Source organism: Stenotrophomonas veracruzanensis, assembly GCF_032911525.1.
GTDB classification, from domain to species: domain Bacteria; phylum Pseudomonadota; class Gammaproteobacteria; order Xanthomonadales; family Xanthomonadaceae; genus Stenotrophomonas; species Stenotrophomonas africana.
The window spans coordinates 307,526-331,236 of record NZ_JAWJTI010000002.1 but is presented as its reverse complement, the minus strand read 5'-3'; the positions used below and the strand labels follow the sequence as shown (position 1 = coordinate 331,236).

22 protein-coding genes are annotated in these 23,711 nt (G+C 67.5%); 16 read left to right on the top strand and 6 right to left on the bottom strand.

From position 1 onward, the window contains the following. The first annotated feature begins 143 nt into the window (after positions 1-143). The gene (locus R1H25_RS03285; protein ID WP_241881070.1) at positions 144-1,022 is read left to right on the top strand and encodes a tetratricopeptide repeat protein; all 879 of its coding nucleotides are present in this window, start codon (positions 144-146) and stop codon (positions 1,020-1,022) included. A gap of 122 nt (positions 1,023-1,144) precedes the next feature. On the opposite strand, the gene dapE is transcribed toward R1H25_RS03285, so the two are convergent. Genes dapE through map form a run of 6 tightly spaced genes read right to left on the bottom strand, consistent with a single transcriptional unit; the run spans position 1,145 to position 8,092 of the window. Beyond that, on the bottom strand, positions 1,145-2,272 hold the full coding sequence (dapE, locus tag R1H25_RS03280) for a succinyl-diaminopimelate desuccinylase (protein WP_317222672.1): 1,128 nt from the start codon (positions 2,270-2,272) through the stop codon (positions 1,145-1,147). Then, entirely contained in the window at positions 2,269-2,640 is a 372-nt protein-coding gene (locus R1H25_RS03275) for an arsenate reductase (protein ID WP_317222671.1), read from the bottom strand. Before R1H25_RS03275 ends, dapE begins: the two co-directional genes overlap by 4 nt. Positions 2,641-2,671: 31 nt before the next feature. After that, the gene (locus R1H25_RS03270) at positions 2,672-3,538 is read right to left on the bottom strand and encodes a hypothetical protein (protein WP_317222670.1); all 867 of its coding nucleotides are present in this window, start codon (positions 3,536-3,538) and stop codon (positions 2,672-2,674) included. Positions 3,539-3,540: 2 nt separating this feature from the next. Continuing rightward, positions 3,541-4,620, bottom strand: a complete 1,080-nt coding sequence (dapD, locus tag R1H25_RS03265) for a 2,3,4,5-tetrahydropyridine-2,6-dicarboxylate N-succinyltransferase (RefSeq protein WP_317222669.1) — start codon at positions 4,618-4,620, stop codon at positions 3,541-3,543. Next, the gene (locus R1H25_RS03260; protein ID WP_317222668.1) at positions 4,620-7,247 is read right to left on the bottom strand and encodes a [protein-PII] uridylyltransferase; all 2,628 of its coding nucleotides are present in this window, start codon (positions 7,245-7,247) and stop codon (positions 4,620-4,622) included. Before R1H25_RS03260 ends, dapD begins: the two co-directional genes overlap by 1 nt. A 2-nt stretch (positions 7,248-7,249) precedes the next feature. Continuing rightward, positions 7,250-8,092, bottom strand: a complete 843-nt coding sequence (gene map / locus R1H25_RS03255) for a type I methionyl aminopeptidase (protein WP_014036515.1) — start codon at positions 8,090-8,092, stop codon at positions 7,250-7,252. A 173-nt stretch (positions 8,093-8,265) separates the two neighbouring features. On the opposite strand from map, the gene R1H25_RS03250 reads away from it, so the two are divergent. From R1H25_RS03250 to rseP, 15 genes are all read left to right on the top strand, one after another. Beyond that, complete coding sequence (locus tag R1H25_RS03250; RefSeq protein ID WP_049447776.1) at positions 8,266-8,796, top strand: spore coat U domain-containing protein; 531 nt, start codon at positions 8,266-8,268, stop codon at positions 8,794-8,796. Further along, positions 8,796-9,545 (top strand): molecular chaperone, encoded by a 750-nt coding sequence (locus tag R1H25_RS03245; protein ID WP_317222666.1) that lies wholly within the window; start codon positions 8,796-8,798, stop codon positions 9,543-9,545. The genes R1H25_RS03250 and R1H25_RS03245 overlap by 1 nt, the downstream gene beginning before the upstream one ends. Positions 9,546-9,552: 7 nt before the next feature. Continuing rightward, a complete protein-coding gene (locus R1H25_RS03240; protein WP_317222665.1) occupies positions 9,553-11,931 on the top strand; it encodes a fimbria/pilus outer membrane usher protein in 2,379 nt (792 codons plus the stop codon). Next, a complete protein-coding gene (locus tag R1H25_RS03235; RefSeq protein WP_317222664.1) occupies positions 11,928-12,962 on the top strand; it encodes a spore coat U domain-containing protein in 1,035 nt (344 codons plus the stop codon). The genes R1H25_RS03240 and R1H25_RS03235 overlap by 4 nt, the downstream gene beginning before the upstream one ends. A 225-nt stretch (positions 12,963-13,187) precedes the next feature. Beyond that, a complete protein-coding gene (locus tag R1H25_RS03230) occupies positions 13,188-13,406 on the top strand; it encodes a hypothetical protein (RefSeq protein ID WP_057501983.1) in 219 nt (72 codons plus the stop codon). Continuing rightward, a complete protein-coding gene (locus tag R1H25_RS03225) occupies positions 13,406-14,104 on the top strand; it encodes a molecular chaperone (protein ID WP_317222661.1) in 699 nt (232 codons plus the stop codon). Before R1H25_RS03230 ends, R1H25_RS03225 begins: the two co-directional genes overlap by 1 nt. A 219-nt stretch (positions 14,105-14,323) precedes the next feature. After that, positions 14,324-15,130 carry a 30S ribosomal protein S2 gene (gene rpsB / locus R1H25_RS03220; protein WP_005408748.1) on the top strand — a complete coding sequence of 269 codons (807 nt, stop codon included), beginning with the start codon at positions 14,324-14,326 and terminating at the stop codon, positions 15,128-15,130. Between the two features lie 126 nt (positions 15,131-15,256). After that, on the top strand, positions 15,257-16,132 hold the full coding sequence (tsf, locus tag R1H25_RS03215) for a translation elongation factor Ts (protein ID WP_049436477.1): 876 nt from the start codon (positions 15,257-15,259) through the stop codon (positions 16,130-16,132). A gap of 258 nt (positions 16,133-16,390) precedes the next feature. Further along, entirely contained in the window at positions 16,391-17,929 is a 1,539-nt protein-coding gene (locus R1H25_RS03210; RefSeq protein ID WP_317222659.1) for a GGDEF domain-containing protein, read from the top strand. Between the two features lie 121 nt (positions 17,930-18,050). Beyond that, positions 18,051-18,779, top strand: a complete 729-nt coding sequence (pyrH, locus tag R1H25_RS03205; RefSeq protein WP_010486325.1) for a UMP kinase — start codon at positions 18,051-18,053, stop codon at positions 18,777-18,779. A 96-nt stretch (positions 18,780-18,875) separates the two neighbouring features. Beyond that, positions 18,876-19,430, top strand: a complete 555-nt coding sequence (gene frr, locus R1H25_RS03200) for a ribosome recycling factor (RefSeq protein WP_032127942.1) — start codon at positions 18,876-18,878, stop codon at positions 19,428-19,430. A gap of 5 nt (positions 19,431-19,435) precedes the next feature. Next, positions 19,436-20,203, top strand: a complete 768-nt coding sequence (gene uppS / locus R1H25_RS03195; RefSeq protein ID WP_049445328.1) for a polyprenyl diphosphate synthase — start codon at positions 19,436-19,438, stop codon at positions 20,201-20,203. Further along, a complete protein-coding gene (locus R1H25_RS03190) occupies positions 20,200-21,036 on the top strand; it encodes a phosphatidate cytidylyltransferase (RefSeq protein ID WP_317222657.1) in 837 nt (278 codons plus the stop codon). Before uppS ends, R1H25_RS03190 begins: the two co-directional genes overlap by 4 nt. A 2-nt stretch (positions 21,037-21,038) precedes the next feature. Beyond that, positions 21,039-22,229 (top strand): 1-deoxy-D-xylulose-5-phosphate reductoisomerase, encoded by a 1,191-nt coding sequence (locus tag R1H25_RS03185; RefSeq protein WP_317222656.1) that lies wholly within the window; start codon positions 21,039-21,041, stop codon positions 22,227-22,229. A 55-nt stretch (positions 22,230-22,284) separates the two neighbouring features. Further along, positions 22,285-23,643 (top strand): RIP metalloprotease RseP, encoded by a 1,359-nt coding sequence (rseP, locus tag R1H25_RS03180; RefSeq protein WP_057501980.1) that lies wholly within the window; start codon positions 22,285-22,287, stop codon positions 23,641-23,643. Positions 23,644-23,711 lie beyond the last annotated feature (68 nt).

The window sequence follows — 23,711 nt, the reverse complement described above, 5'->3', positions numbered from 1 at the left end:
TATTGCGGTTGTTGTTATTGACGGCGGTGGCCAGGTGGATCGACATGGCATCGACCCTACCCCGGTTTCCGGCGCGGTGCAACAGTTGCGTCAGCAACCACGCCTGGAGCGCATAATGGCGCGCCCTGAACCGTGTAACAGGAATGCAACAGCGCAATGGACGCACCGGGGCACTGGCCGCCCTGCTCTGCCTGGGCCTGGCGGCCTGCCAGACCCTCCCCCCGCCTTCTACGCTGCCGCAATCCCAGCAGCAGGCATTGGAACAACGCGGAACCGACGGCAGCTTCGAAGGTGCCTTTGATGCCGCGGAAACCTTCGAGCGCTTCAACGATCCACGCGCCATCGCCTACTACGAGCGTGCCGCAGCGATCACCCCCTGGACCTTCCACAACACCAAGGCGGAAGAAGCACTGGGCCGGATCTGGATCTCCGGCACGCTGCGCCATGCCGACAGCCCCCACATCAACCCGGCACCGGTGCTGCACGCATCCTGGCGACGTGGCGAACGCGCCTATCTGGCAGCTGCCAACCACGGCAATCCCTACGCGTTCTTCGGGCTCGCCAAGGCCTATCGTCAGCGTGGCGACGCGCAACAGGCGCTGCGCTGGGACCTGCGCGGAATGATCTACGAGCGCTACCCCAGTTCATCGTCACGGCTACCGGATGCGGTGGCCGCACAGGGTGACACCGTGCATCCGCTGCTTGCGCAGATCCAGCGTCGCGCCGAGCGTGGCGATGCCGAAGCGCAGGTGGACCTGGGCGCGCTGCTTGAGAAAGGCATGGGACTGCCGCGCGATCCGGCGCGTGCGCTGCAGCTGTACCAGCGCGCCGGTGAGAAGGGCAATGTGTTCGGCCAGTACTTCGCCGGGCTGCTGCTGGGCCGCAGTGCGCCAGGGGTGGAGAAGGACACCGAGGCGGCGGCGCGCTGGTTTGCCAAGGCCGAGGCGCAGCACTTCTACATGGCCGCGCCGGGTTACTGGAAGAAGGCGGTCGAGCCGCCGTTCTTCCTTTTTTCGGAATAGTGGAGCCGGGCCATGCTCGGCTGCTCCTGCCGGTAGACATCAGCCGAGCATGGCTCGGCTCTACAGGAAAGCGGTGCCGGCGAAAGGCGTGCCGACCAACGGTCGGCACCCGCCGTCGCAGGTTACGCCAGCAGCCGTTCCACCAGACGCTGGTACAGACCCGGCAACGCTTCCAGATCGTCCACGCGCACGTTCTCGTCCACCTGGTGGATGCTGGCGTTGACCGGCCCCACTTCGATGCACTGCGCACCCAGCGGCGCGATGAAGCGGGCATCGGACGTGCCGCCGCCGGTGCTTTCTTCCGGGGCACGGCCGATGTGCTCGGCCAGCACCGCACGCGCGGTGGCGCGCAGTGTGCCTTCCGGGGTGTAGAACGGCTCGCCGCTGCGATGCCACTTCAGCGCGTACTGCAGGCCGTGCCGGTCCAGCAGTGCGGTGATCTCCGCCTCCAGCTTCGGCGCGTCCCAGTGCGGGTTGTAGCGGATGTTGAAATCCACCTCCAGCTCGCCGGGAATCACATTGTTGGCGCCGGTGCCGGCGTGGATGTTGGAGACCTGCAGGCTGGTCGGCGGGAAGCTTTCATAGCCCTCGTCCCAGCGCCGCGCGCTCAGTTCAGCCAGGGCCGGAGCGGCCTGGTGGATGGGATTGCGCGCTTTCTCCGGATACGCCACGTGGCCCTGCACGCCCTGCACGCGCAGCTTGGCCGACAGGCTGCCACGACGCCCCACGCGCAGCAGGTCGCCCAGGATCGCGGTCGATGACGGCTCGCCGGTGATGCACCAGTCGATGCGCTGGCCGCGCTCGGCGAACAGGCGCGCGACGTGGCGCACGCCATCAATGGCGTCGCCTTCCTCGTCGCTGGTCAGCAGCACCGCCAGCGTACCGGGGTGATCGGGATGCGCGGCGACGAACTGCTCGGCGGCGACCACGAACGCGGCCACGCTGCCCTTCATGTCGGCGGCGCCACGGCCATACAGCACCCCATCGCGGATCTGCGGCGTGAACGGGTCGCTGGTCCAGGCCTCGCGCGGACCCGTCGGCACCACGTCGGTATGGCCCAGCAGTACCAACACCGGTGCGCCTTGGCCGTGGGTCGCCCACAGGTTGTCGACCTCGCCCAGGCGAAGGTGATCGCACTGGAACCCGGCCTGCTTCAGGCGTGCCGCCAACAGTGCCTGGCAGCCAGCATCATCGGGGGTCACAGAGGGCCGTGCGATCAGTTCGCAGGTCAGGTCGAGGACCGCGCTCATGCGTCACCCACACCGAAGCGGGCCTTGAAGCCGTTGTCACTGAAACCCTGGCTGACCGTGCCATCGGCAGTGACCACCAGCGGACGCTTGATCAGTTGCGGGTACTCGCGCAGCAGCAGCTTCCATTCGGCTTCGGAATCGGCGGCCTTGCGGTTGTCCGGCAGCTGCCGCCAGGTGGTCGAGGACTTGTTGACCATCGCGGCCAGGCCACCCAGCTGCTCAGCCCACGCCACCAGTGTTTCCGGGCTGGGCTTGTTGTCGCGGTAGTCGACGAAGGTGTACGGCACGCCGAAGCGGTCCAGCCACTTGGTCGCCTTCTTGCAGGTATCGCAGTTCTTCAAACCGTAGACAGTGGTGCTCATGGCCATCTGTGATGCTGGAAAACAGAGGGTCAGAATCTCACAACAGGCGCTCGGACACGACCCGGAACGGGACCCGTGGCAGCCGGAAGGCCAGCCCCTCGTGCAACGCCACGCCCATCGCCTGCAGGCGCGGGCACTGCAGTTCGTCTTCCAGCTGCAACGGCTGCAGGCGGTCGATCTCCACCGGCAACGCGATACGGGTGCTGGCCCAATGCCCGTCGCAGGTACGGGCAATGGCCTCGTCCTGGCAGGTCAGGAAGCGCAGCAGGGCCTGATGGCCACCGAAGGCAGCCGTCCACGCCGCGTCCTCCCAGCCCGCTGCGGCCTGCCACTTCAGGTGCAGCCCAGGCGCACTGCCCTGCCCGCCTTCGATCAGGGTGTACCCACCGCCATCGGCGCGCACCACGTGCTCGAAGCGCCCGGACAGGTGTGGCTGCATGGCATCGCTGAAAGCACGCGCGCCGGCGACGAAGGCCAGCTGGTCCATCACGTTGCGGTCGAACAACACCACCGGCGTTCCGTCCGGATCGTCGTCACGGCGCAGGTACCAGCGCCAGTTGCTCTGCCCTGGGGACGGCATCAAGGAACGCAGTGGCCCGGCCAGCGCCGGCCCGAAGTGGCCGTGACGGTAACTGAGGATGGTGTAAGGCGTACATCCGGCATGGACCACGTAATGGTGACCCGACGGAGGCGTTGGTGCGTGGCGCACGTCGACCCACCAGCTCACGTAGACCACGTCGCGCACATCACTGGCCAGCGCCGGCATCGGCCAGCGCCGCGACAGTGCGCGGCGCAGCCAGGTCCAGCGCGGGGCGTGCAGCAGGCGCGGCAGCATCCGCCCGAACAGGGTGTCCGACGGATGCTGGTAGATCGCGGACTGCGCCAGATCCTCCGGCGCAGTCACCTTCAGTCGGCCAGGCCGCGCAGCAGGTCGTTGACGCTGGTCTTGCTGCGGGTCCTGGCATCAACCTGCTTGACGATCACCGCGCAGTACAGCGAATGGGTACCGTCCTTGCTCGGCAGCGAGCCGGACACCACCACGCTGTACGGCGGGATGTAGCCGTAGGTGATCTCGCCGGTGGCACGGTTGTAGATGCGGGTGCTCTGGCTGAGGAACACGCCCATGCCGATCACGCTGTGGTGACCGACCACCACGCCTTCCACCACTTCCGAACGCGCACCGATGAAGCAGTGGTCCTCGATGATGGTCGGGCTGGCCTGCAGCGGCTCCAGCACGCCACCAATGCCAGCGCCACCGGACAGGTGGCAGTGCTGACCGATCTGCGCACAGGAACCGACGGTGGCCCAGGTATCGACCATGGTGCCTTCGCCGACGTAGGCGCCGATGTTGGTGAAGCTCGGCATCAGCACCACGTCCTTGCCGAAGTAGGTACCGCGGCGGGCGATCGCGCCCGGCACCACGCGAACGCCGCTACGGCGGAACTTCGCCTCGTCATAGCCGGCGAAGCGCGATTCGACCTTGTCCCAGAACGGCGCCGGGCGGGCGTCGACCACGGCCATGTCGTTGACGCGGAAATACAGCAGCACGGCTTTCTTCAGCCACTCGTTGACCTTCCAGCCGCCCTGGCCGTCCGGCTCGGCGACGCGGAACTCACCGCTTTCCAGGCCATCGATCACGCGGTTGACCAGCGGCTTGGTCGAGCCTTCCAGCTCATGCAGGGTCAAGGTGGCGCGGCGCTCGAAGGCACTCTCGATGCCGAACTTCAGTTCTTCCACGCCTGGGGCCGACGGCTTGCGCAGCGACTTGCGGGCGATGGTTTCGGCGCGGACAGCTTCGGCGCTCCTGGCCGGCGCTGGCTTCTTCACAGCACGCTTCACCGCAGCCGTTTTCTTCGCCGGGGCCTTCACCGCAGCAGCCTTCTTCGGCGCGGTGGTCTTCTTCGCGGCCGGTGCGGCGGCAGCAGGTTTCCGGGCCGCTGCGCTCTTGGGGGTCGCGGCGGTCTTCTTGTCGGGCTTGGTGGCCATCAGGCGGGGTCTCCGGCGTTTCGATCAGGGTCCAGGCAGGCCAGCATCGCGTCATGCAGCTGCTGCCGGGCAGGTTCAGTCAGGGGGAGGTCGTGTTCGTCACTGATCACGAAGGTGTCTTCGGCGCGTTCGCCGAACGTGGCAATGCGCGCATCATGCACGCGCAGGCCCTGGTTGCGCAGAACGAACGCCACATCGGCCAGCAGACCGGGGCGGTCGGGGGCGACCAGGGCAAAACGGGTTGCGCCGGGCTCATCGCGGAACTCGATTCGCGGGGCGAAACGGAAGTGCCGCAGCTGCCGTGGCACCACCCGGCGTGACGGCCGCAGGCGCGACAGGTCACCGCTGAGTGCCTCGCGCAGCGCCGCTTCCAGGTTGGCACTGCTGCCATCGGCGAAGGTATCGGCCGGGTTCACTTCGAAGGTATCGAAGATGGTATCGGCCGGACCATCCAGCACGCGTGCGCGGTGGATGCCGTAGCCCTTGCGGTCCAGCGTCATCACGATCGCGGCGAACAGGCCGTCGCGGTCCGGCGAATGCACGAACACTTCCAGCGCCGGATCATCGACGCTGATCCGGCGAACCTTCACCAGCGCCTGGCCCTGCTTCACCGGCACCAGCGCGGCGGCCTGCCAGGCCAGCTGCTCAGGGCGCAGGCGGATGAAGCCCTCATCCGGCATCACCGCGAACTGGCGGTCGATGGTGGCATCGTCGTAACCCCGTTCGCGCACCAGCGCGCGCACGCTGTCGCGCGCCTCGGCCACGCGCTCGGCCGCCGGCACCGGGTGCTCCAGCCCCTCGCGCAACGCGCGCCGGGTGGCGAAGTACAGGTCGGCCAGCAGGCGGTCCTTCCATGCATTCCACAGCTTGGGGCTGGTGCCGGCGATGTCGGCGCAGGTCAGCAGGTACAGATAGTCGAGGCGGTCGCGGCTGCCGACCAGGGTGGCGAAGCGATGGATCACCACCGGGTCGGCGATGTCCTGCTTCTGCGCGGTCACCGACATGCGCAGGTGCTGTTCGACCAACCATGCCACCAGCTCGGTATCGGTGCCACTCAGCGCATGCGCCTGGCAGAACGCACGCGCGTCCACCGCCCCCAGTTCCGAGTGGTCGCCACCACGGCCCTTGGCGATGTCATGGAACAGGCCGGCCAGCAGCAGCAGCTCCGGCTTGCGCAGGCGCGGCCACACTTCGTGCGCGATCGAGAAGCGCTCGTCGGCACGGCTGCTGGCGAACAGGCCGATGTTGCGCAGGACCATCAGCGTGTGCTGGTCGACGGTGTAGACATGGAACAGGTCGAACTGCATCCGCCCGCTGACCTGGGCGAAGGCGGGAATCCACTGGCCGAGCACGCCCAGCCGCGCCATGCGCGAGAGCGTATCGACAGGCCGCTGGCCGCGCAGCAGCGCCAGGAACTGTTCGCGCGCATCGGCATCGGCCTGGTCGTAGGCCGGCAGCAGCGGTAGCGCTTCAGCCAGCGCGCGCGCGGTCAGCGAATGCAGTCCACGCACCTGCGGATTGTTGGCCCAGCTGGCAAACAGCGCGAACACCTGGCCGATATCACCGCGCGGCCAGTCGGCCTCGTTGGCGGCCAGGTAGCCACGGCGCAGGGAGAAGCCCACGGTCAACGGCTCGGGCTGCGCCTCGCCGTCGAACTGCTCCTCGAAGCGCTGCAGCAGGCGGTCGCTGATCCGGCGCACCACCAGCGCGGCGCGGTAGAAGCCCTGCATCATCTTCTCGACACCGAGGTTCTCGGCATCGTCTTCGAAGCCCAGGCGCGCGGCCAGGGTCTTCTGGTAATCGAAACGCAGGCGCTCTTCCGGGCGGCGCGCGACCAGATGCAGGCCGAAGCGCAGCCGCGCCAGCACCGCACGTTCGCGCTTCAGTGCTGCCGCTTCGTCGGCACCCAGATGGCCGAGCCCGACCAGCGCCTCCAGGTCACGCACGCCGAAGGCACGCAGTGCCATCCAGCCCAGCGTGTTCAGATCGCGCAGGCCACCCGGGCCATCCTTCAGGTCAGGCTCCAGGTTGTCGGCGGTGTCGCCGAAACGCTGGTGGCGGTTACGCAGCTCTTCCAGCTTGGCCAGGAAGAACGCGCGTGCCGGCCACAGTTCCCGATCGTCGATGGCCTCGCGCAGCGCGCGACGCGCCACATCATCGGCCAGGATCGGGCGCGCCTCGATCAACGCGGTCAGCACGGTCTGGTCCGCCGCCGCCTCGCGGCACTGCGGCGCCGAACGCACCGCATGGCTGACCGCCAGCCCGCAGTCCCACAGCAGTGCAAACAGGCGTGCCAGGGCGGATTCGTGCGCCAACTGTGCCGGCGGATCGCCGAACACCAGCAGGTCGATGTCCGATCGCGGGAACAGTTCACCACGACCGTAGCCACCCACCGCGAACAACGACAGCCCACTATCGGCCGGCAGGCAACGCTGCCACGCCAGGCGGATCAGATGGTCGGCGGCACGCGCGCGCAGCGCCAGCAGGCGCTCGATGTTGTCGCCCTGGTCGAAGCGGCGGTACAGGCGCGCGTCGGCCTGCTGCAGCGCCTGGCGCGCGGCAGCAGCCCAGTCCGGGTCGTTGAGCGACGCGGCCGGCGTGTCCAGCAGCGAACTCGCCGGCAGCATCTTCAGGAGACCTGCGACTCGCCCGGCGACAGGGTCAGCACGTCCACGCCGGTCTCGGTGACCGCGATCATGTGCTCCCACTGTGCCGACAGCTTGCGGTCCTTGGTCACCACGGTCCAGCCATCCGGCAGCACCTTGTTGTAACGGGTGCCCTCGTTGATCATCGGTTCGATGGTGAAGGTCATGCCCGGCTGCAGCACCAGGCCCTGGCCCGGGCGGCCGTAATGCACCACCTGCGGCTCATCGTGGTAGACCTTGCCGATGCCATGGCCGCAGTACTCGCGCACCACGCTGAAACGCTCGCCTTCGGCGTAGCTCTGGATGGCATGGCCGATGTCGCCCAGGGTCGCGCCCGGACGCACCGCACGGATGCCGCGCCACATGGCTTCGTAGGTGGTTTCCACCAGGCGGCGCGCCATCACCGACGGGGTGCCGACGAAGTACATGCGGCTGGTGTCGCCGTGCCAGCCATCCTTGATGACGGTGACGTCGATGTTGATGATGTCGCCATCCTTGAGCACCTTCCCTTCGCTGGGGATGCCATGGCAGATGACGTTGTTGACCGAGGTGCACACGGTCTTCGGGAAGCCGCGGTAGCCGACGTTGGCCGGAATGGCGCCCTGCACGTTCACGATGTGGTCGTGGCAGATGCGGTCCAGTTCCTCGGTGGTGACACCGGGCTTGACGTGTGGGGTGACGATGTCGAGCACTTCGCTGGCCAGGCGGCCGGCGATTCGCATCATCTCGATTTCCTGCGGGGTTTTCAGATTCACGCTCATGGCCCCCATTATCGCCGATCCGGCCGCAATCTGAACGAACGCCACCCAACTGGCGATCCGGGCCATGCACAGTTCCGGCAAGGAAAGTGAAAGCGTGATGGCATCCGCTCTTTCGACTGCCTATTTATCACGGAATACAGACACTTGCGCCTCCTAAGCTGGCCTTGCAGTCACCAAAGCGGCGCCGAGCGTGCCGTCTTCGCCTTGTTCAACGGACCTTCGGGTCAGGGAGGTTGTCCATGCGATTCCCGCTTCGTTCCCCGCTTGCCTGGACCTTGGCCGGGATCCTCCTGTCCAGCCCGGCCCTGGCCGCAGACACCACCACCTTCAACGTCACCCTGGTGGTCACCAAGGCCTGCACCATCACTGCGGCAGCGGCCACGAACGTCGATTTCGGCACGGCGGCCTCGACCACCGCCACGCCAACCCTCGGCCAGGGCACGGTGACCGCGCAGTGCTCGGCACTGACCCCCTACACGATTGCGCTGAATGCGGGCGCCAATGCCGGTACCGCCAATGACGTCACTACCCGGCGGATGAAGAACACCAATGCTGCGGTGACTGCCAACAACTATGTCGGCTACCAGCTCTACCAGGATGCCGCGCATACCCTGGTCTGGGGCGCCACAACGGGCACCAACACCCAGGCGGGCATCGGCACCGGCCTGGCCGTGCCGTACATCGTGTACGGCCAGATCCTGAACCTGAGTACCAACAACCCGGCCACCGGCAACTACCTGGATACGGTCACCGCCACGATCACTTATTGATGGAGCACGCCCGCATGGCCGGACCCCGCCCGTGGCGCGCCACCGGCGTGGCGCTGCTCGCCCTGTGCCTGCTGGCGACCGCTACGGCAGGTGCCACCAGCCTGCAGGTCGCCCCCACCAGCCTGCAGCTGGAAGCCCGCCAGCGTGCCGGCGAGCTGTGGCTGACCAACAGCGGCACCTCGCCGGTGAAGCTGCAGGTGCGGGTCTTCCGCTGGGTGCAGCACGGCGGCCAGGAGCAGCTGCTGCCCACCGACGAACTGATGGCCTCCCCGCCGATGCAGGAGCTGGCGGCCGGCCAGCAGCAGCTGGTGCGGGTGATGCGTCCGACCCGGGAGCCACCGGACGCGCAACAGTATTACCGCCTGATCGTGGACGAGGTGCCGGACCTGGCCACCCGTGCCGAGGGCATGCAGTTCGTCCTGCGCTACTCGATCCCGGTGTTCGTACAACCCGCGTCCGGCAAACTCGCACCGCAGCTGCAGGCGCGCCTGGTGACGCTGGATGATGGCCGCAACGGCGTCGAGGTGGCCAATTCGGGCAACAGCTATGCACAGATTGCCGATCTCGCACTCGGCAGCGCCACGCGTCCGCGCATCGTGCATCCCGGCCTGCTGGGCTACGTGCTGCCCGGGCAGGTGATGCGCTGGCCGATCGAGCGCACGGCGATCGACCGCGGCAACGACCAGATCACGGCCAAGCTCAATGGCGAGTCGGAACAGACGCCACTGTCGCCCCCATCGGCTCGCTGAGGCGTTGATGGGCGCGCTGCTTGCTGCCCTGGCTCCTGTGGCGACCGAAGCCGCCGATGTGTCCGGCGCGACGGCCACCGGGGCCGCCGACGTATCCGGCATCTCCGCCGATGCGATCCTGCCGCCCCCCACCCCGCTGACCGCCAGCCAGACGCTGTACCTGGACGTGTCGCTCAACAGCACCCCACGCGGGCTGCTTCCCTTCATCGAGAACCGCGGCCGCCTGCAGGCCAGCCCCGAGGTCCTGCGCCAGCTCGGCTTCAACGCCAGTGGCGATGCACCGGTCTACCTGGACCAGATCAGCGGCGCGGTGGTGCGCTACGACGCGCACCTGCAGACCCTGGCGCTGGACGTGCCACTGGACCAGCTGACCCTGCCGACCACCGTGCTCAGCCGCCCGCAGACGCGCGCACCCGCCGGCAGCGCCTCGCCCGGCGTGCTGCTCAACTACGACCTCTACGGCAGCCGGGTGGACACGCTCGGCAACCTCAGCCTGAGCTCGGAGCTGCGCCTGTTCGGCATCGGCGACGGCACCTTCGAGAACACCGCGATCAGCCGTCGCTACCAGCAACCCGGCGACCGTCGCTGGCGCGGCGAAAGCGTGCGACTGGATACGCGCTGGCGCCTGGATTTCCCCGACCAGGCGATGACCCTGGAGGTGGGCGATTTCTACAGCGGCTTCGTCGACTGGACCCGCCCGGTGCGTCTGGGCGGCCTGCAGATCGGCCGCAACTACGGGCTGCAGCCCTATCGCGTCCTGACCCCCACGCCCAGCTTCCTCGGCCAGGCGGTAGTGCCGTCCACGGTCGAGCTGTACGTCGATGGCCTGCGCCAGTACAGCGGCCAGGTGCCGGTCGGGCCGTTCCAGCTGGCCGCGCAGCCCGGCATCAGCGGCACCGGCAGCGCCCAGGTGGTGGTCACCGATGCGTTCGGCCGCATGCAGACGCTGGACTTCAGCTTCTACGGCACCCAGCAGCTGCTGGCCAAGGGGCTGTCGGACTGGTCGGTCGGCGTCGGCCACCTGCGCGAGGACTTCGGCCAGCGCTCCTTCGCCTACGACGACCGTACCGTGGCCAACGCCAGCTGGCGCGGTGGCATCAGCGATACCTTCACCGGCGAAGCCCATGCCGAAGGCGGCGGCGGCCTGGCCCAGGCCGGGATCGGCGGCTGGTGGCTGCTGGGCGGTGCCGGCGTGTTCAACGCGGCCTATGCACACAGCAATTACCACGGCCTGCAGGGCGGGCAGTGGGCACTGGGCTACAGCTGGAACAACCGCCGTCTCAACTTCAACCTGCGCAGCGTGCGCAGCCACGGCGACTACCGCGACCTCGGCGCGCTGCAGGGCAACCTGCCGCCAAGCATCAGTGAACAGGCCACGGTCGGGCTGGATCTGCTGCGGCTGGGCACGCTCAGCGCCAGCTACCTGCGCCTGCGCTATCCGGATGGCGAGGACAACCGCTACGCCAGCCTGTTCTGGTCGCGCAGCTGGAGCCAGCGCTGGTCGGCCTACCTGTCGGTGAACCAGAACCTGGACCAGAGCAACGACCGCAGCATCTATCTGTCGGTGACCGCCAGCCTGGGCAACAACCGCCAGGCCAGCCTGTCCAGCCAGCGCAACGGCGACAGCCAGAGCTGGGTGGCCGACGTGACCCAGCCAGTGCCCGGTGACGGCAGCGCTGGCGGTGTCGGCTGGCGTGCACAGGTACGCCATGGCGAGGACGGCAATGGTGGCCTGGCCGAGGTCGGCATTCTCAATGACATCGGCCGCTACTCGTTCGGCGCCTCGCGCCAGGGCGGGCTCAACTATGCCTACGGCAGCGCCAGTGGCAGCCTGGTCTGGATGGGCGGGCACGCGTTCGCCACCCGCGAGGTCTCGGACGCGTTCGCGGTGATCAGCACCAACGGCGTCGGCGGCGTGCCGGTGCGGCTGGAGAACCGCCTGATCGGCGTCACCGATGATCGCGGCCTGCTGCTGGTCAGTCCGCTGCTGTCCTGGCAGCGCAACCGGGTCTCGATCGACACGCTGGATCTGCCCGAGGACATGCGTGCCGATCGCATCGAGGACTGGGTGACGCCGCGCCAGCGTGCCGGCACGCGATTGACGTTCCAGCTGCGCTCGCGTCCGTCGTTGAGCCTGACGCTGCAGGACATGGGCGGAAAACCACTGGAAGTCGGCAGCGAGGTGCAGCTGCCCGATGGCCGCCAGGCCACCGTCGGATACGACGGCCTGCTGTACCTGGAGGACGTCGCTGCCGGCAGCGTGCTGTACATCACCACCAGTCGTGGCCAGTGCCGGGTGAAGGTGCCCGACCTGCCGAAGGTTGTGGCAGCCGGCGCGCGACCGAAGCCGGCACCGCTGGCGTGCATCCCGGAGGTAGCGCCATGAGGACGTTGCTGCTCGGCCTGCTGCTGGTCGCAGGCATTCTGGCGGCAGCACCGGCCCGCGCCGTCGCGGTGTGCGCCGCCATCGCGGATCCGACGCTGCCGTTCGGCAACGTCAACAGCAATGCCCCCGGCGCGACCACCGGCACGCTCAACATCACGGTGACCTGCACCACTGCCGCGCTGAGCGTGCTGGCCACTACCGGCGTGCGGGTCTGCGTGGGCATCGGCGCCGGCAGCGGCGGCGGCAGCAGCTCCAGCTGGCGGACGATGAAGACCAGCACCAGCGACAGCATGAACTTCCAGCTCTACAACACCTCCAACTTCAGCCAGGTGACGGGGTTGACCCCGCGCGGCTCGCCGCCGGCGCAGGAGTTGACCTTGACCTACAACGTGCCCCTGACCGGTGGCAGCGGCACGCAGACCACGCAGCTGTCCGCGCAGATCCCCGCCAATCAGATCCTGGCGTCAGGCGCCTACAGCAGCGCCTTCAACGGCGCCAACGTGGTGCTGACCTGGGCCTGGAACGAGGTCCTGCTCGGCAATGCCACGGTGCCCGCCAACTGCAACGGCGGCGCCACCGGCACCAACAGCATCAGCAACGCCTTCAGCTTCACCGCCACCGCCAACGTGCTGCCGCAGTGCGGCAGCTACGTCACCACCAACATGGACTTCGGCAACGTCACCGGCGGCATTCCCGCCAACATCGACCGGACCGCCACCTTGACCCTGACCTGCCTGAAGAACACGGCCTACCAGGTCAGCCTCAACGACGGCCAGAACAACCCATCCGCCACCAGCACGCGGCGCATGGCCACCACCATCGGCGGCAGCACCTACTACCTCACCTACGAGCTGTACCGCAATGCCGCGCGCAGCCTGCGCTGGGGCAATACCCTCAACGTCGATACCGTTGGCGGCACCGGAAGTGGCAGCGCGCAGCAGCTGACCATCTATGGCCGGGTGCCGCCCGTCACCGGCCAGCCCCCGGCCGGCACCTACAACGATCTGGTGACGGTGACGATCACCTATTGACCAGCCTGCCGACCAACGGTCGGCACCCACCAGGCGCCTCCTGGCAGGTGGATGCTGACCGTCTCCAGGTAGACCCACGCCATGGGTGGATGCAGGCATCACTCCAGCGCCAGGCGCAGTCGACTGACAGTCGACTCTACAGATTCGGCCGATCCAGCCGATACCGCGCAACGGGTCCTACAGCACGGTGGATGGCAGGTGGTTCGCGCATTTCTGATCGGGGCGATGCTGGTCGCCAGTACGCCCGCGTGGGCCGATCCCAGCAGCAATGCCCTGCAGATCCGGCTGATTGTGGTCGAGGGCTGCAGCGGTGATGCCGGCAGCAACCACTGCCCCGCACCCCACCAGCGCAGCGACACACCGCAACTTCCGCCCCAGGTCCGCGAGCTCGCGCCCCCCGCTGACAATGAAGACACGACGTCCGCCGTGACCGTCATCTACTGATGCGTGCACTTCTGACCCTGCTGGCGATGCTGCTGGCGTTGCCTGCCGCGGCATTGGACCTGTTGCCGACCACACTGCAGCTGCCCGCCGAAGGGGGGCATGGCGAGCTGTGGCTGTACAACCCCGGCCCCGGCCACTGGCAGGGAGAAGTACGGATCCTGGCCTGGGAACAGCAGGCCGACGCGGAGACGCTGCGGCCCAGCGACCAGATCCTGGCCAGCCCCACCCGGCTCGACATCCCGCCCGGCATCCGACAGCGCATCTGGTTGCTGCCGCGCCAGCCTGCCCCCGTTGCCACCGAACGGGCTTACCGGGTCGTGCTCGCCCCCGGCGCCCCCGGCCTGGCGCGCTACTCGCTGCCACTGTTCCGGGGGAATTCCGCGCCACTGGCACAGCCACGACTGCATGCCGGAATCGAGCCCCATCCGTCGCATCCATCGTTGCGATTGAGCAATACCGGTACCCTGCACGCCCGCCTGAACGATCTCGCCTACATCACCAGCGACGGCCAGCGCACCCTGCTTCTGCCGGGTCTGGCCGGGTATCTGCTGGCCGGCCATGAGCGCCGCTGGGCCCTGCCCGCCCGCGCTGATGGCTACGCCGACGGCCATTTCCAGGCCCAGCTGCAGGACGGCCGCGTGGTCGAACTGACCGCGCCGGACCCGGCCATTGCAGCGAGCGCTCCCAGCGGGCTATAATCGACCGGATCCCTGCTGCCTGCGCGCGCGGGAACCCGTCCACACCGGACGTCACCGGTGAATCCACACCTGCTGCCCCCATCCGTGCCGGGGTGCTCCGCAAGGAGTTCGGCCACGGAGGCAACAGGGAAGCCCAACCCCGGAACCGATCGCGCTTCCACGCGTCCCGCATACCTATCCCGCGGGCGGAATCGCTGGTTCCATATCAGGAGTATTGCAATGCCCCAGGTCACCATGCGTCAGATGCTGGAAGCCGGCGTCCACTTCGGCCACCAGACCCGCTACTGGAACCCGAAGATGGCTCCGTACATCTTCGGCGCCCGCGGCAAGATCCACATCATCAACCTGGAAAAGACCGTCCCGCTGTTCAACGACGCGATGAACTTCATCTCGTCGGTTGCCCAGAAGCGCGGCACCGTCCTGTTCCTGGGCACCAAGCGCAGCGCCCGCGAAACCATCAAGGAAGAAGCCGAGCGTTGCGGCATGCCGTTCATGAACCAGCGTTGGCTGGGCGGCACCCTGACCAACTTCCGTACCGTCAAGCAGTCGGTTGCGCGCCTGAAGGAACTGGAAGCCGGTGAAACCGACGGCACCTTCGAGAAGCTGGTCAAGCACGAAGTGCTGGGCCTGCGTCGCGAGCGCGACAAGCTGGAAGCCTCGCTGGGCGGCATCAAGGACATGAACCGTCTGCCGGACGCCATCTTCGTGATCGACATCGGCCACGAAGACATCGCGATCAAGGAAGCCAAGAAGCTGGGCATCCCGGTCATCGCCGTGGTCGACACCAACTACAACCCGGAACTGGTGGACTACGCCATCCCGGGCAACGACGACGCCATCCGCGCTGTGCAGCTGTACGCCCGCGCCGCTGCCGACGCCGTGCTGGAAGGCAAGGCTGCTGCTCCGCACGCTGCTTCGGTGCGTGAGGAAGAGTTCGCTGAAGCCGCTGCTGAAGGCGAAGAGAAGCCGGCCCGCCGCGCTCCGGCCAAGAAGGCTGCCAAGAAGGGCGACGACGCCCAGGCCTGATCCAGGCCCCGGGGTGGACGCCCGGCGTCCACCCTCCCTGCACGCAGCCTTTGGCGCGTGACAGGACCGTGTCACACGGGCCGGCCACCATGCCGGCCCAACCCCTTTCTTTCGTGAGGTAATCCCGTGGAAATCACTGCTTCCCTGGTCAAGGAACTGCGCGAGCGCACCGGCGCCGGCATGATGGAATGCAAGAAGGCACTTACCGAAGCCAACGGCGACATCGACGCTGCTGCTGAAGCCATGCGCAAGTCCGGCGCTGCCAAGGCCGACAAGAAGGCTGACCGCGTGGCCGCCGAAGGCCGTCTGGGCCTGGCCCAGGATGGCGGCAAGGCCGTGCTGGTCGAAGTCAACTCGGAAACCGACTTCGTCGCCAACGATGACAACTTCAAGTCCTTCGTCAATGCCGTTGCCGCTGCCGCCCTGGCATCGGGCGCCACCGACGTCGAAGCCGTGAAGGCTGCCAAGCTGGCCGATGGCCGCACCGTTGAAGAAGCCCGCGCCACCGCCGTGCAGACCCTGGGTGAGAACATCCAGATCCGTCGCATGGTGAAGGTTGATGGCAACAACACCGTCGGCGCCTACGTCCACACCAACGGCAAGGTTGGCGTGCTGGTCGACCTGGTCGGCGGCGACGTCGAGCTGGCCCGTGGCCTGGCCATGCACGTGGCTGCCCTGAAGCCGCCGCACAACAAGGCTTCGGACGTTCCGGCCGACTTCGTCGAGAAGGAAAAGGAAATCGAGCTGGCCAAGATGTCCGAAAAGGACAAGGCCAAGCCGGCCGAGATCCTGGAAAAGATCATCAGCGGCAAGATCAACAAGATCGTCAGCGACGTGACCCTGTACGGCCAGACCTACGTGCTGGGCGATACCACCGTCGAGCAGGTGGTCAAGGCCGCAGGCGCCGACGTGGCTGGCTTCAAGCTGCTGATCGTCGGCGAAGGCATCGAGAAGGTGGTGGAAGACTACGCCGCCGAAGTTGCCAAGGCGATGCAGGTCTGATTCCAGCCTTCCGGCTGTGAAGCGACCATAAGGAGCCGCGGGAAACCGCGGCTCTTTTTTTATGCATGGCCCAAGGGATGAACCCATGCCCGACCGGCGGGTGCGCACCGTTGGTGCGCACACCGGCACCTTTGCGTTGTGCGCGATTCAAGCCGATACTCAGGCGCAGGGAATCCACAGTCACATAGCAGGAACGAAAATCGCGGACTGTGATGCATTCCTAGGTATTCTTGTCCCAATGGAATTGAACGACCCGACATGCCTCCCGAGCTGACAGCTGCCCTGGCGCTCTGCCGCAACCTGCCTTCGCCACCCGGTATTGCCCTGCGCATCATCGAACTGGCACAGGACCCGGAAGCGGACATCGCCACCGCCGCCGACATCATCGCCATCGACATGGCGCTGAGCGCTCGTATGCTGCGCATCGCCAATTCACCGCTGTACGCCAGCCGTCGCCGCATCGAGAACCTCGGCCAGGCACTGACCATGCTGGGCCTGAATGCCACGATCAGCCTTGCTCTGGGCTTCACCGTCACCCAGGGCCTGACCGGCGGTGCCGGTGCCGACCACGACCTGCGCCAGCGCGCGTGGAAACGCAGCATCCTCAGCGCCCTGGCCGCCAGCCAGCTGGGCCAGGCCCGCGGCCTGCGCCGGCTGGAGGAACTGATGCTGGCCGGGCTGCTGCAGGACCTCGGCGTGCTGTGCCTGGCCCAGGCCGAGTCGGAGCGCTACCTGCCGCTGCTGCGCGAAGCCCGCGACAACACGGATCTGGTCGCCCGCGAGCGCAAGGAACTGGGCTGCAGCCATGCCGATGTCGGCGCCTGGGTGGCCGAGCAGTGGGGCCTGCCGCGCTATCTGGTGGAAAGCATCAGCCACAGCGAGGACGAGGACGCTGCCGAATCGCCGTTCCAGGCCTGCGTGCAGCTGTCCGGCGCGGTCGCCGACATCTGGCTGGACGACGACGCCGATGCCGCCCGCGAGCGCGCCCTTCACCAGGTGCACGACCGCCTGGAACTGGACAGCGCCCGATTCGACCAGGTGCTGACCCGCATCAGCGAGGCCCTGCCGGACATCGCCAGCCTGTTCGAGGCCGGCCTGAACTCGCCATTGCGGGTGCGCGAACTGATCGACCACGCGCAGGAGCTGGCCACCCTGCGCAACCTGCGCGAGCTGCAGGATGCCGACCAGGCGCGCCGCCGCGCCGACGAATTCGAGGCGCGGGCCAAGCGCCTGGCCGACCAGGCCCACCGCGACGCTCTGACCGGCGTGCTCAACCGCCGCCAGCTGGAGGCGGTGCTGGAGCAGGAGTTCCTGCGCGCCGGGCGCCAGGGCTGGCCGCTGTCGGTGGCCTTCATCGACCTGGACGACTTCAAGAAGATCAACGATGCCCACGGCCATCTGACCGGCGACGAAGTGCTGCGCGCTTTTGCCGGCAAGCTGCAGGGCCAGCTGCGCAACAGCGACACTGTGGCCCGCTTCGGTGGCGAGGAGTTCGTCGCACTACTGCCCAACACCAGCGAATCGGTGGCGCTGGACGTGATTCGCCGGGTATTGGCCAACATCGTCGCCACGCCGATGGCCGAGCTGGAGGGCGGCCCGCTGTTCGTCACCTTCTCCGCCGGCGTAGCCACCCAGGGCGGCTACGAGCGCTTCGCCGACGTGCAGGACCTGCTGCGTGCGGCCGACGATGTGCTGTACCGCTCGAAGAACCTGGGCCGCAACCGGGTGATCGCCCGCTCCCCCGGCGCCCTGGGCCACGACGAGCTTTCGGCCACCGCCAGCGCCGAGCTGGGCTGAACCGGAAGCCCCGCATGACCGGGGCGAACGCCAGGATTTTGCGCCGCAGTGCACAAAACACTTTGGCCCGACGCCGCATGCGCGTAGAATCGCCCGCGATTTCCACGCACCCGAGGTCCCCATGTCCAAGCTCGCCTATCGCCGCATCCTTCTGAAACTGTCCGGGGAGGCGCTGATGGGAGATGAGGACTACGGCATCGACCCGAAGATCATCAACCGCCTGGCCCGTGAGGTCATCGAAGCCCAGCAGGCAGGCGCCGAAGTCGCGCTGGTGATCGGCGGCGGCAACATCTTCCGCGGCGCCGGCCTGGCCGCGGGCGGCATGGACCGGGTCACCGGCGACCAGATGGGCATGCTGGCCACGGTCATCAACGCCCTGGCCATGCAGGATGCCCTGGAAAAGCTGGGCGCCAAGGCCCGCGTGATGAGCGCGATCAAGATCAACGACGTGTGCGAGGACTACATCCGCCGCCGCGCCATCCGCCACCTGGAAAAGGGCCGCCTGGTGATCTTCGCCGCCGGCGTCGGCAGCCCGTTCTTCACCACCGACTCCGGTGCTGCCCTGCGCGCGATCGAGATCGGCGCCGACCTGCTGCTGAAAGCCACCAAGGTTGACGGCGTGTACGACAAGGACCCGAACAAGCACAGCGACGCGGTCCGCTTCGACAGCCTGAGCTACGACGAAGTGATCCGCCGTGGCCTGGAGGTGATGGATACCGCCGCCTTCGCACTGGCCCGCGACAGCGATCTGCCGATGCGCGTGTTCGACATGGGCCAGCCGGGCGAGCTGCTGAAGATCCTCAGCGGCGAGAACATCGGCACCCTGGTCCAGGGCCGCGACCCGGCCTGAGCCTGAGTGCCAGGCGAGCTCCGGGCCGATTCAGGCCCGGCAGCGTCCCGTATTCGCCTATAATCGCCCGATTCCAGTTACACCCAGGACCGGGCGATGCTCAACGACATCAAGAACAACGCGCAGACGCGCATGGCCAAGAGCATCGACGCTCTGAAGCACACCCTCACCTCGATCCGCACCGGCCGCGCCACCCCGGCCCTGCTGGACCGCGTCACGGTCAGCGCCTATGGCAACGCCAGCACACCGCTGAACCAGGTCGCCTCGATCTCCAACGCCGACGCCCACTCGCTGCTGGTCACGCCGTTCGACAAGAGCATGATCAAGGAGATCGAAAAGGGTCTCTACAACGCCGAGTTCACTCCGAACACCCTGGGCACCGCGATCCGCATCAACATGCCGCCGCCGACCGAAGAGCGCCGCAAGGAGCTGGCCAAGCAGGTGCAGAAGGAAGGCGAAGGCGCCAAGATCGCGATCCGCAACATCCGTCAGGACGCGAACAAGGAAATCGCCAAGCTGGTCAAGGACAAGGCGATCAGCGAAGACGAGAAGAAGCGCGGTGAAGACGACATCCAGAAGTTGACCGACACCAACATCAAGGACGTCGACAAGGTCGTTGCCGACAAGGAAAAAGAACTGCTGTCGGTCTGAAGTCGATGCCTTCAGTCCCGCCTCCGTTGCCGGCCGCCCTGCCCCGCCACATTGCCATCATCATGGATGGCAATGGGCGCTGGGCACAGCAGCGCCGTCGTCCGCGCGTGATCGGCCACCGGGCCGGCGCGCGTGCGGTCAACCGCACCATCGAGCGCTGCCTTGAACTGGGCATTCCGGCACTGACCCTGTTCGCATTCTCCAGCGAAAACTGGGGCCGGCCGCAGGAAGAAGTCGATGCGTTGATGAAGCTGTTCCTCGGCGCGCTCGACCGCGAAGTGGACGAGTTGCATCGGCGTGGCGTGCGCGTGCGCTTCATCGGCGAACGCGAGCGCTTCGGCGCCGGTCTGGTCAGCCGCATGCAGCTGGCCGAACAGCGCACCGCCGACAACACCACCCTGACCCTGTCGATTGCCGCCAGCTACGGTGGCCGCCAGGACATCGCCCGCGCCGCGCGCGCCCTGGCAGCTGAAGTCGCTGCCGGCCGCCTGCTGCCCGAACAGATCGACGAATCACTGCTGGGCCGCCAGGTTGCCCTGGCTGACCTGCCGCCACCGGACCTGTTCATCCGCACCGGTGGCGATACCCGCATCAGCAACTTCCTGCTGTGGCAGCTGGCGTACACCGAGCTGTGGTTCACCGAGGCCCTGTGGCCGGACTTCGATGCCGCGCTGCTGCAGCAGGCACTGGACGCCTATGGCGGCCGCGAACGTCGTTTCGGTCTGACCAGCGCCCAGATCGCCGCACTGGCCACCGAGACCTCCAGCCCATGACCAAGATCCGAGTCCTCGCCGCGCTGATCATGGCGCCGGTCGCCATTGCCGCGATCCTGCTGTTGCCGACGCAATGGCTGGCAGCGGCCGCCGCCGCCGTGCTGCTGATCGGCCTGTGGGAGTGGCTGAAGCTGGCCGGCATCGAAGACACGCTGGCGCGCACCGTGCTGCTGGTGCTGAACCTGCTGCTGATGGTGCTGCTGGTGTGGGCCGATGGCAGCACGCTGGTGTTGTTCCAGATCACCACGTTGGCCGGTGTTGCCTGGTGGTTGGCGGCGCTGGTCTGGCTGCGTTTCTTCAACTTCGGCGCGCAACCGTCGGCCCCCTCGCGCATCGTGAAGATGCTGGCCGGCACCCTGGCCATCGTTCCGGCCTGGGCCGCGCTGGTGCTGATCCACGCCGGCGGCGATCCGCCGGGCCAGCAGGGCCACCTGTGGCTGCTGGCGGCGCTGGCACTGGTCTGGGCGGCCGATTCGGGCGCCTATTTCGCCGGTCGTCACTTCGGCAAGCACAAGCTCGCCCCGCGCATCAGCCCCAACAAGACCTGGGAAGGCCTGTTCGGCGGCCTGCTGGCCGGTGTCGCCGTGGCCCTTGGCCTGGGCTGGCTGGCGGGCATCGATGCGGGCCACCTGCCGGGCCTGCTGATCACCTCGGTGGTGGCGGTATTTGCCTCGGTCCTGGGTGATCTGTTCGAAAGCCTGATCAAGCGTCACGCCGGTGCCAAGGACTCGGGTCACCTGATTCCGGGCCATGGCGGCGTGCTCGACCGTGTCGACGGCGTCCTGGCCGCAGTGCCGGTGTTCGCACTCGGCAAGGAAATCTTCGGGTTCTGACCATGAATGCTGTCGCAGACCTGCGCCGGGTCGCCGTATTCGGCGCCACCGGTTCAATCGGTGCCTCCACGCTGGACGTGATCGCCCGCCACCCGCAGCGCTACCAGGCCACGGTGCTCGCCGCCGGCCGCCAGGTGCAGGCGCTGCTGGCACTGTGCCGCCAGCACAGGCCGGCGCACGCGGTGATTGCCGACGAATCGCTGTTCGGCGAACTGCGTGACGGCCTGCGCGATGCCGGCCTGGCGACCGAGGCCCATGCCGGCCATGCCGCGCTGGACCAGCTGGCCGCCAGCGATGCCTGTGACACCGTCGTCGCCGCCATCGTCGGCGCCGCCGGGCTGTCTTCGACCCTGGCGGCCGCGGCCGCCGGCAACCGCATCCTGCTGGCCAACAAGGAATCGCTGGTGCTGGCCGGCGAGCTGCTGACCCGCACTGCCGAAGGTGCCGGCGCCGAAATCATCCCGATCGACAGCGAACACAGCGCGATCTTCCAGTGCCTGCGCTCGCGCGACGCCAGCATTGACGGCGCTGGTGTGCGCCGGATCCTGCTGACCGCCTCGGGTGGCCCGTTCCGCGGCCGCAGCCGGGCCGAGCTGGCCCAGGTGACACCGGCGCAGGCCGTGGCCCATCCGAAATGGTCGATGGGCCCGAAGATCTCGGTTGATTCGGCGACGTTGATGAACAAGGGCCTGGAAGTGATCGAGGCCCACCACCTGTTCGGCATTCCCGGTGAGCGCATCGAGGTGCTGGTGCACCCGCAGAGCCTGGTGCATTCGCTGGTCGAGTTCGTTGACGGTTCCACCCTGGCGCAGATGGGCCTGCCGGACATGCGCACCACCCTGGCGGTCGGCCTCGGTTGGCCGCAGCGCATCGAATCGGGCGTGGCCGGGCTGGATCTGCTGGCCCAGGGCCGGCTGGATTTCGAGGCGCCCGACACCGACGCCTTCCCCTGCCTGGCCCTGGCCTGGCAGGCGATGCAGGCCGGTGGCACCGCGCCGGCGGTGCTGAACGCTGCCAATGAAGAGGCCGTTTCAGCGTTTCTTCAGGGCCGGATCGGTTTCCTGACGATCCCGGAGCTGGTTGCTAACGCTCTTTCAACACTGCCGACGCAAGCAGCCGATACACTGGAGGTCCTGTTGTCCGCCGACCAGCGGGCCCGCCAGCTGACCCTGAACGCCATCGCCGCCGCCTGAACGACCGCCTCGCCCAGCATGACGACGCCGCCCCTGCCCGCCACTGTGAGCCTGCATGACTGACTTCATCGGATCGGTCTGGTGGATGATTGTCAGCCTCGGGCTGCTGGTCACGTTCCACGAATTCGGTCACTACTGGGTCGGCCGCCTGTGCGGGGTCAAGATCCTGCGCTTCTCGGTTGGCTTCGGCCGCCCGCTGTGGTCGCGCCGGGACCGGCACGGCACCGAGTTCGCGATCGCCGCCATCCCGCTGGGTGGCTACGTGAAATTCCTCGACGAGCGCGAGGTCGAAGTCCATCCGCACGAGCGCGGCCAGGCCTTCAACCACAAGACCGTCTGGCAGCGCATCGCCATCGTCGCCGCCGGACCGATCGCCAATCTGCTGCTGTGCATCCTGCTGCTGTGGGCGATGTTCGTGATCGGCAAGCAGGACTATTCGCCGACTATCGGCCGTGCCGATGGCATCGCCGCCAGCGCCGGCCTGGCCAGTGGCGACCGCGTACTGCGCGTGGATGAGCGCCAGGTGGCCACCCTCGGTGAAGCCAGCATGGCGCTGACCGCTGCCGCGATGGACCGCCGCGATGTGAAGCTGGAAGTGCTCGACCGCGCCGACCAGGTACGGGTGCGCACCCTGCCGCTGTCGCAGCTGCCGGCCGGCTTCGATGAACGTCGCGTGCCGATCCTGGCGGGTCTGTACTGGCAGTCGTGGCTGCAGCCGGCGCTGGTCGACTCGCTGACCCCGGATTCGGTCGTCAGCGGGCAACTGCAGCCGGGCGACCTGATCGTGGCCATCGACGGCCAGCGCATCGACAGCGTCGACCAGGTGATCGGCGAGATCCAGGCCCTCGGCCGTGCCGGTGGACCGGGGATGATCGAGGTCCTGCGCGGCGGTGAACGCCTGGCGCTGGAAGTGACCCCCCGTCAGGGCAAGGATGGCAAGGGCAACCCGGTCTGGCAGATCGGCGTCGGATTCCCCACCAGCTACAGCCCCGCCTACGACACCCTGCTGCGCTACGGGCCGCTCGATGCGGTGACCGTGGCCGTACGCGAAACCGGCCGCCTGGCCGCAGATTCGCTGGGCATGATGGGCCGCATCGTCACCGGCAAGGCCTCGCTGCAGAACGTTTCCGGGCCGGTCACCATCGCCCGCGTGGCCAATGTTTCGGCCAAGCGAGGCCTCGATTGGTTCCTGCAGTTCCTTGCCCTGCTGTCACTCAGCCTGTGCATCATCAACCTGTTGCCGATCCCGATCTTGGACGGCGGCCACCTGCTGTATTACCTTATCGAGTTGGTCAAGGGCAGCCCGCTGAGCGAGCGTGCCATCGCCGCCGGCCAATACATCGGCCTGGCGTTGCTGGCCGGGCTGATGGGGTTGGCGTTCTACAACGACATCCTCGGCCTGGTCCCGCGATGAACTTTTCCACGTTGTTGCCGTCTACAGCGTCGGCATCCCGCACCAATGAAATCGACCTTCCTACCGGA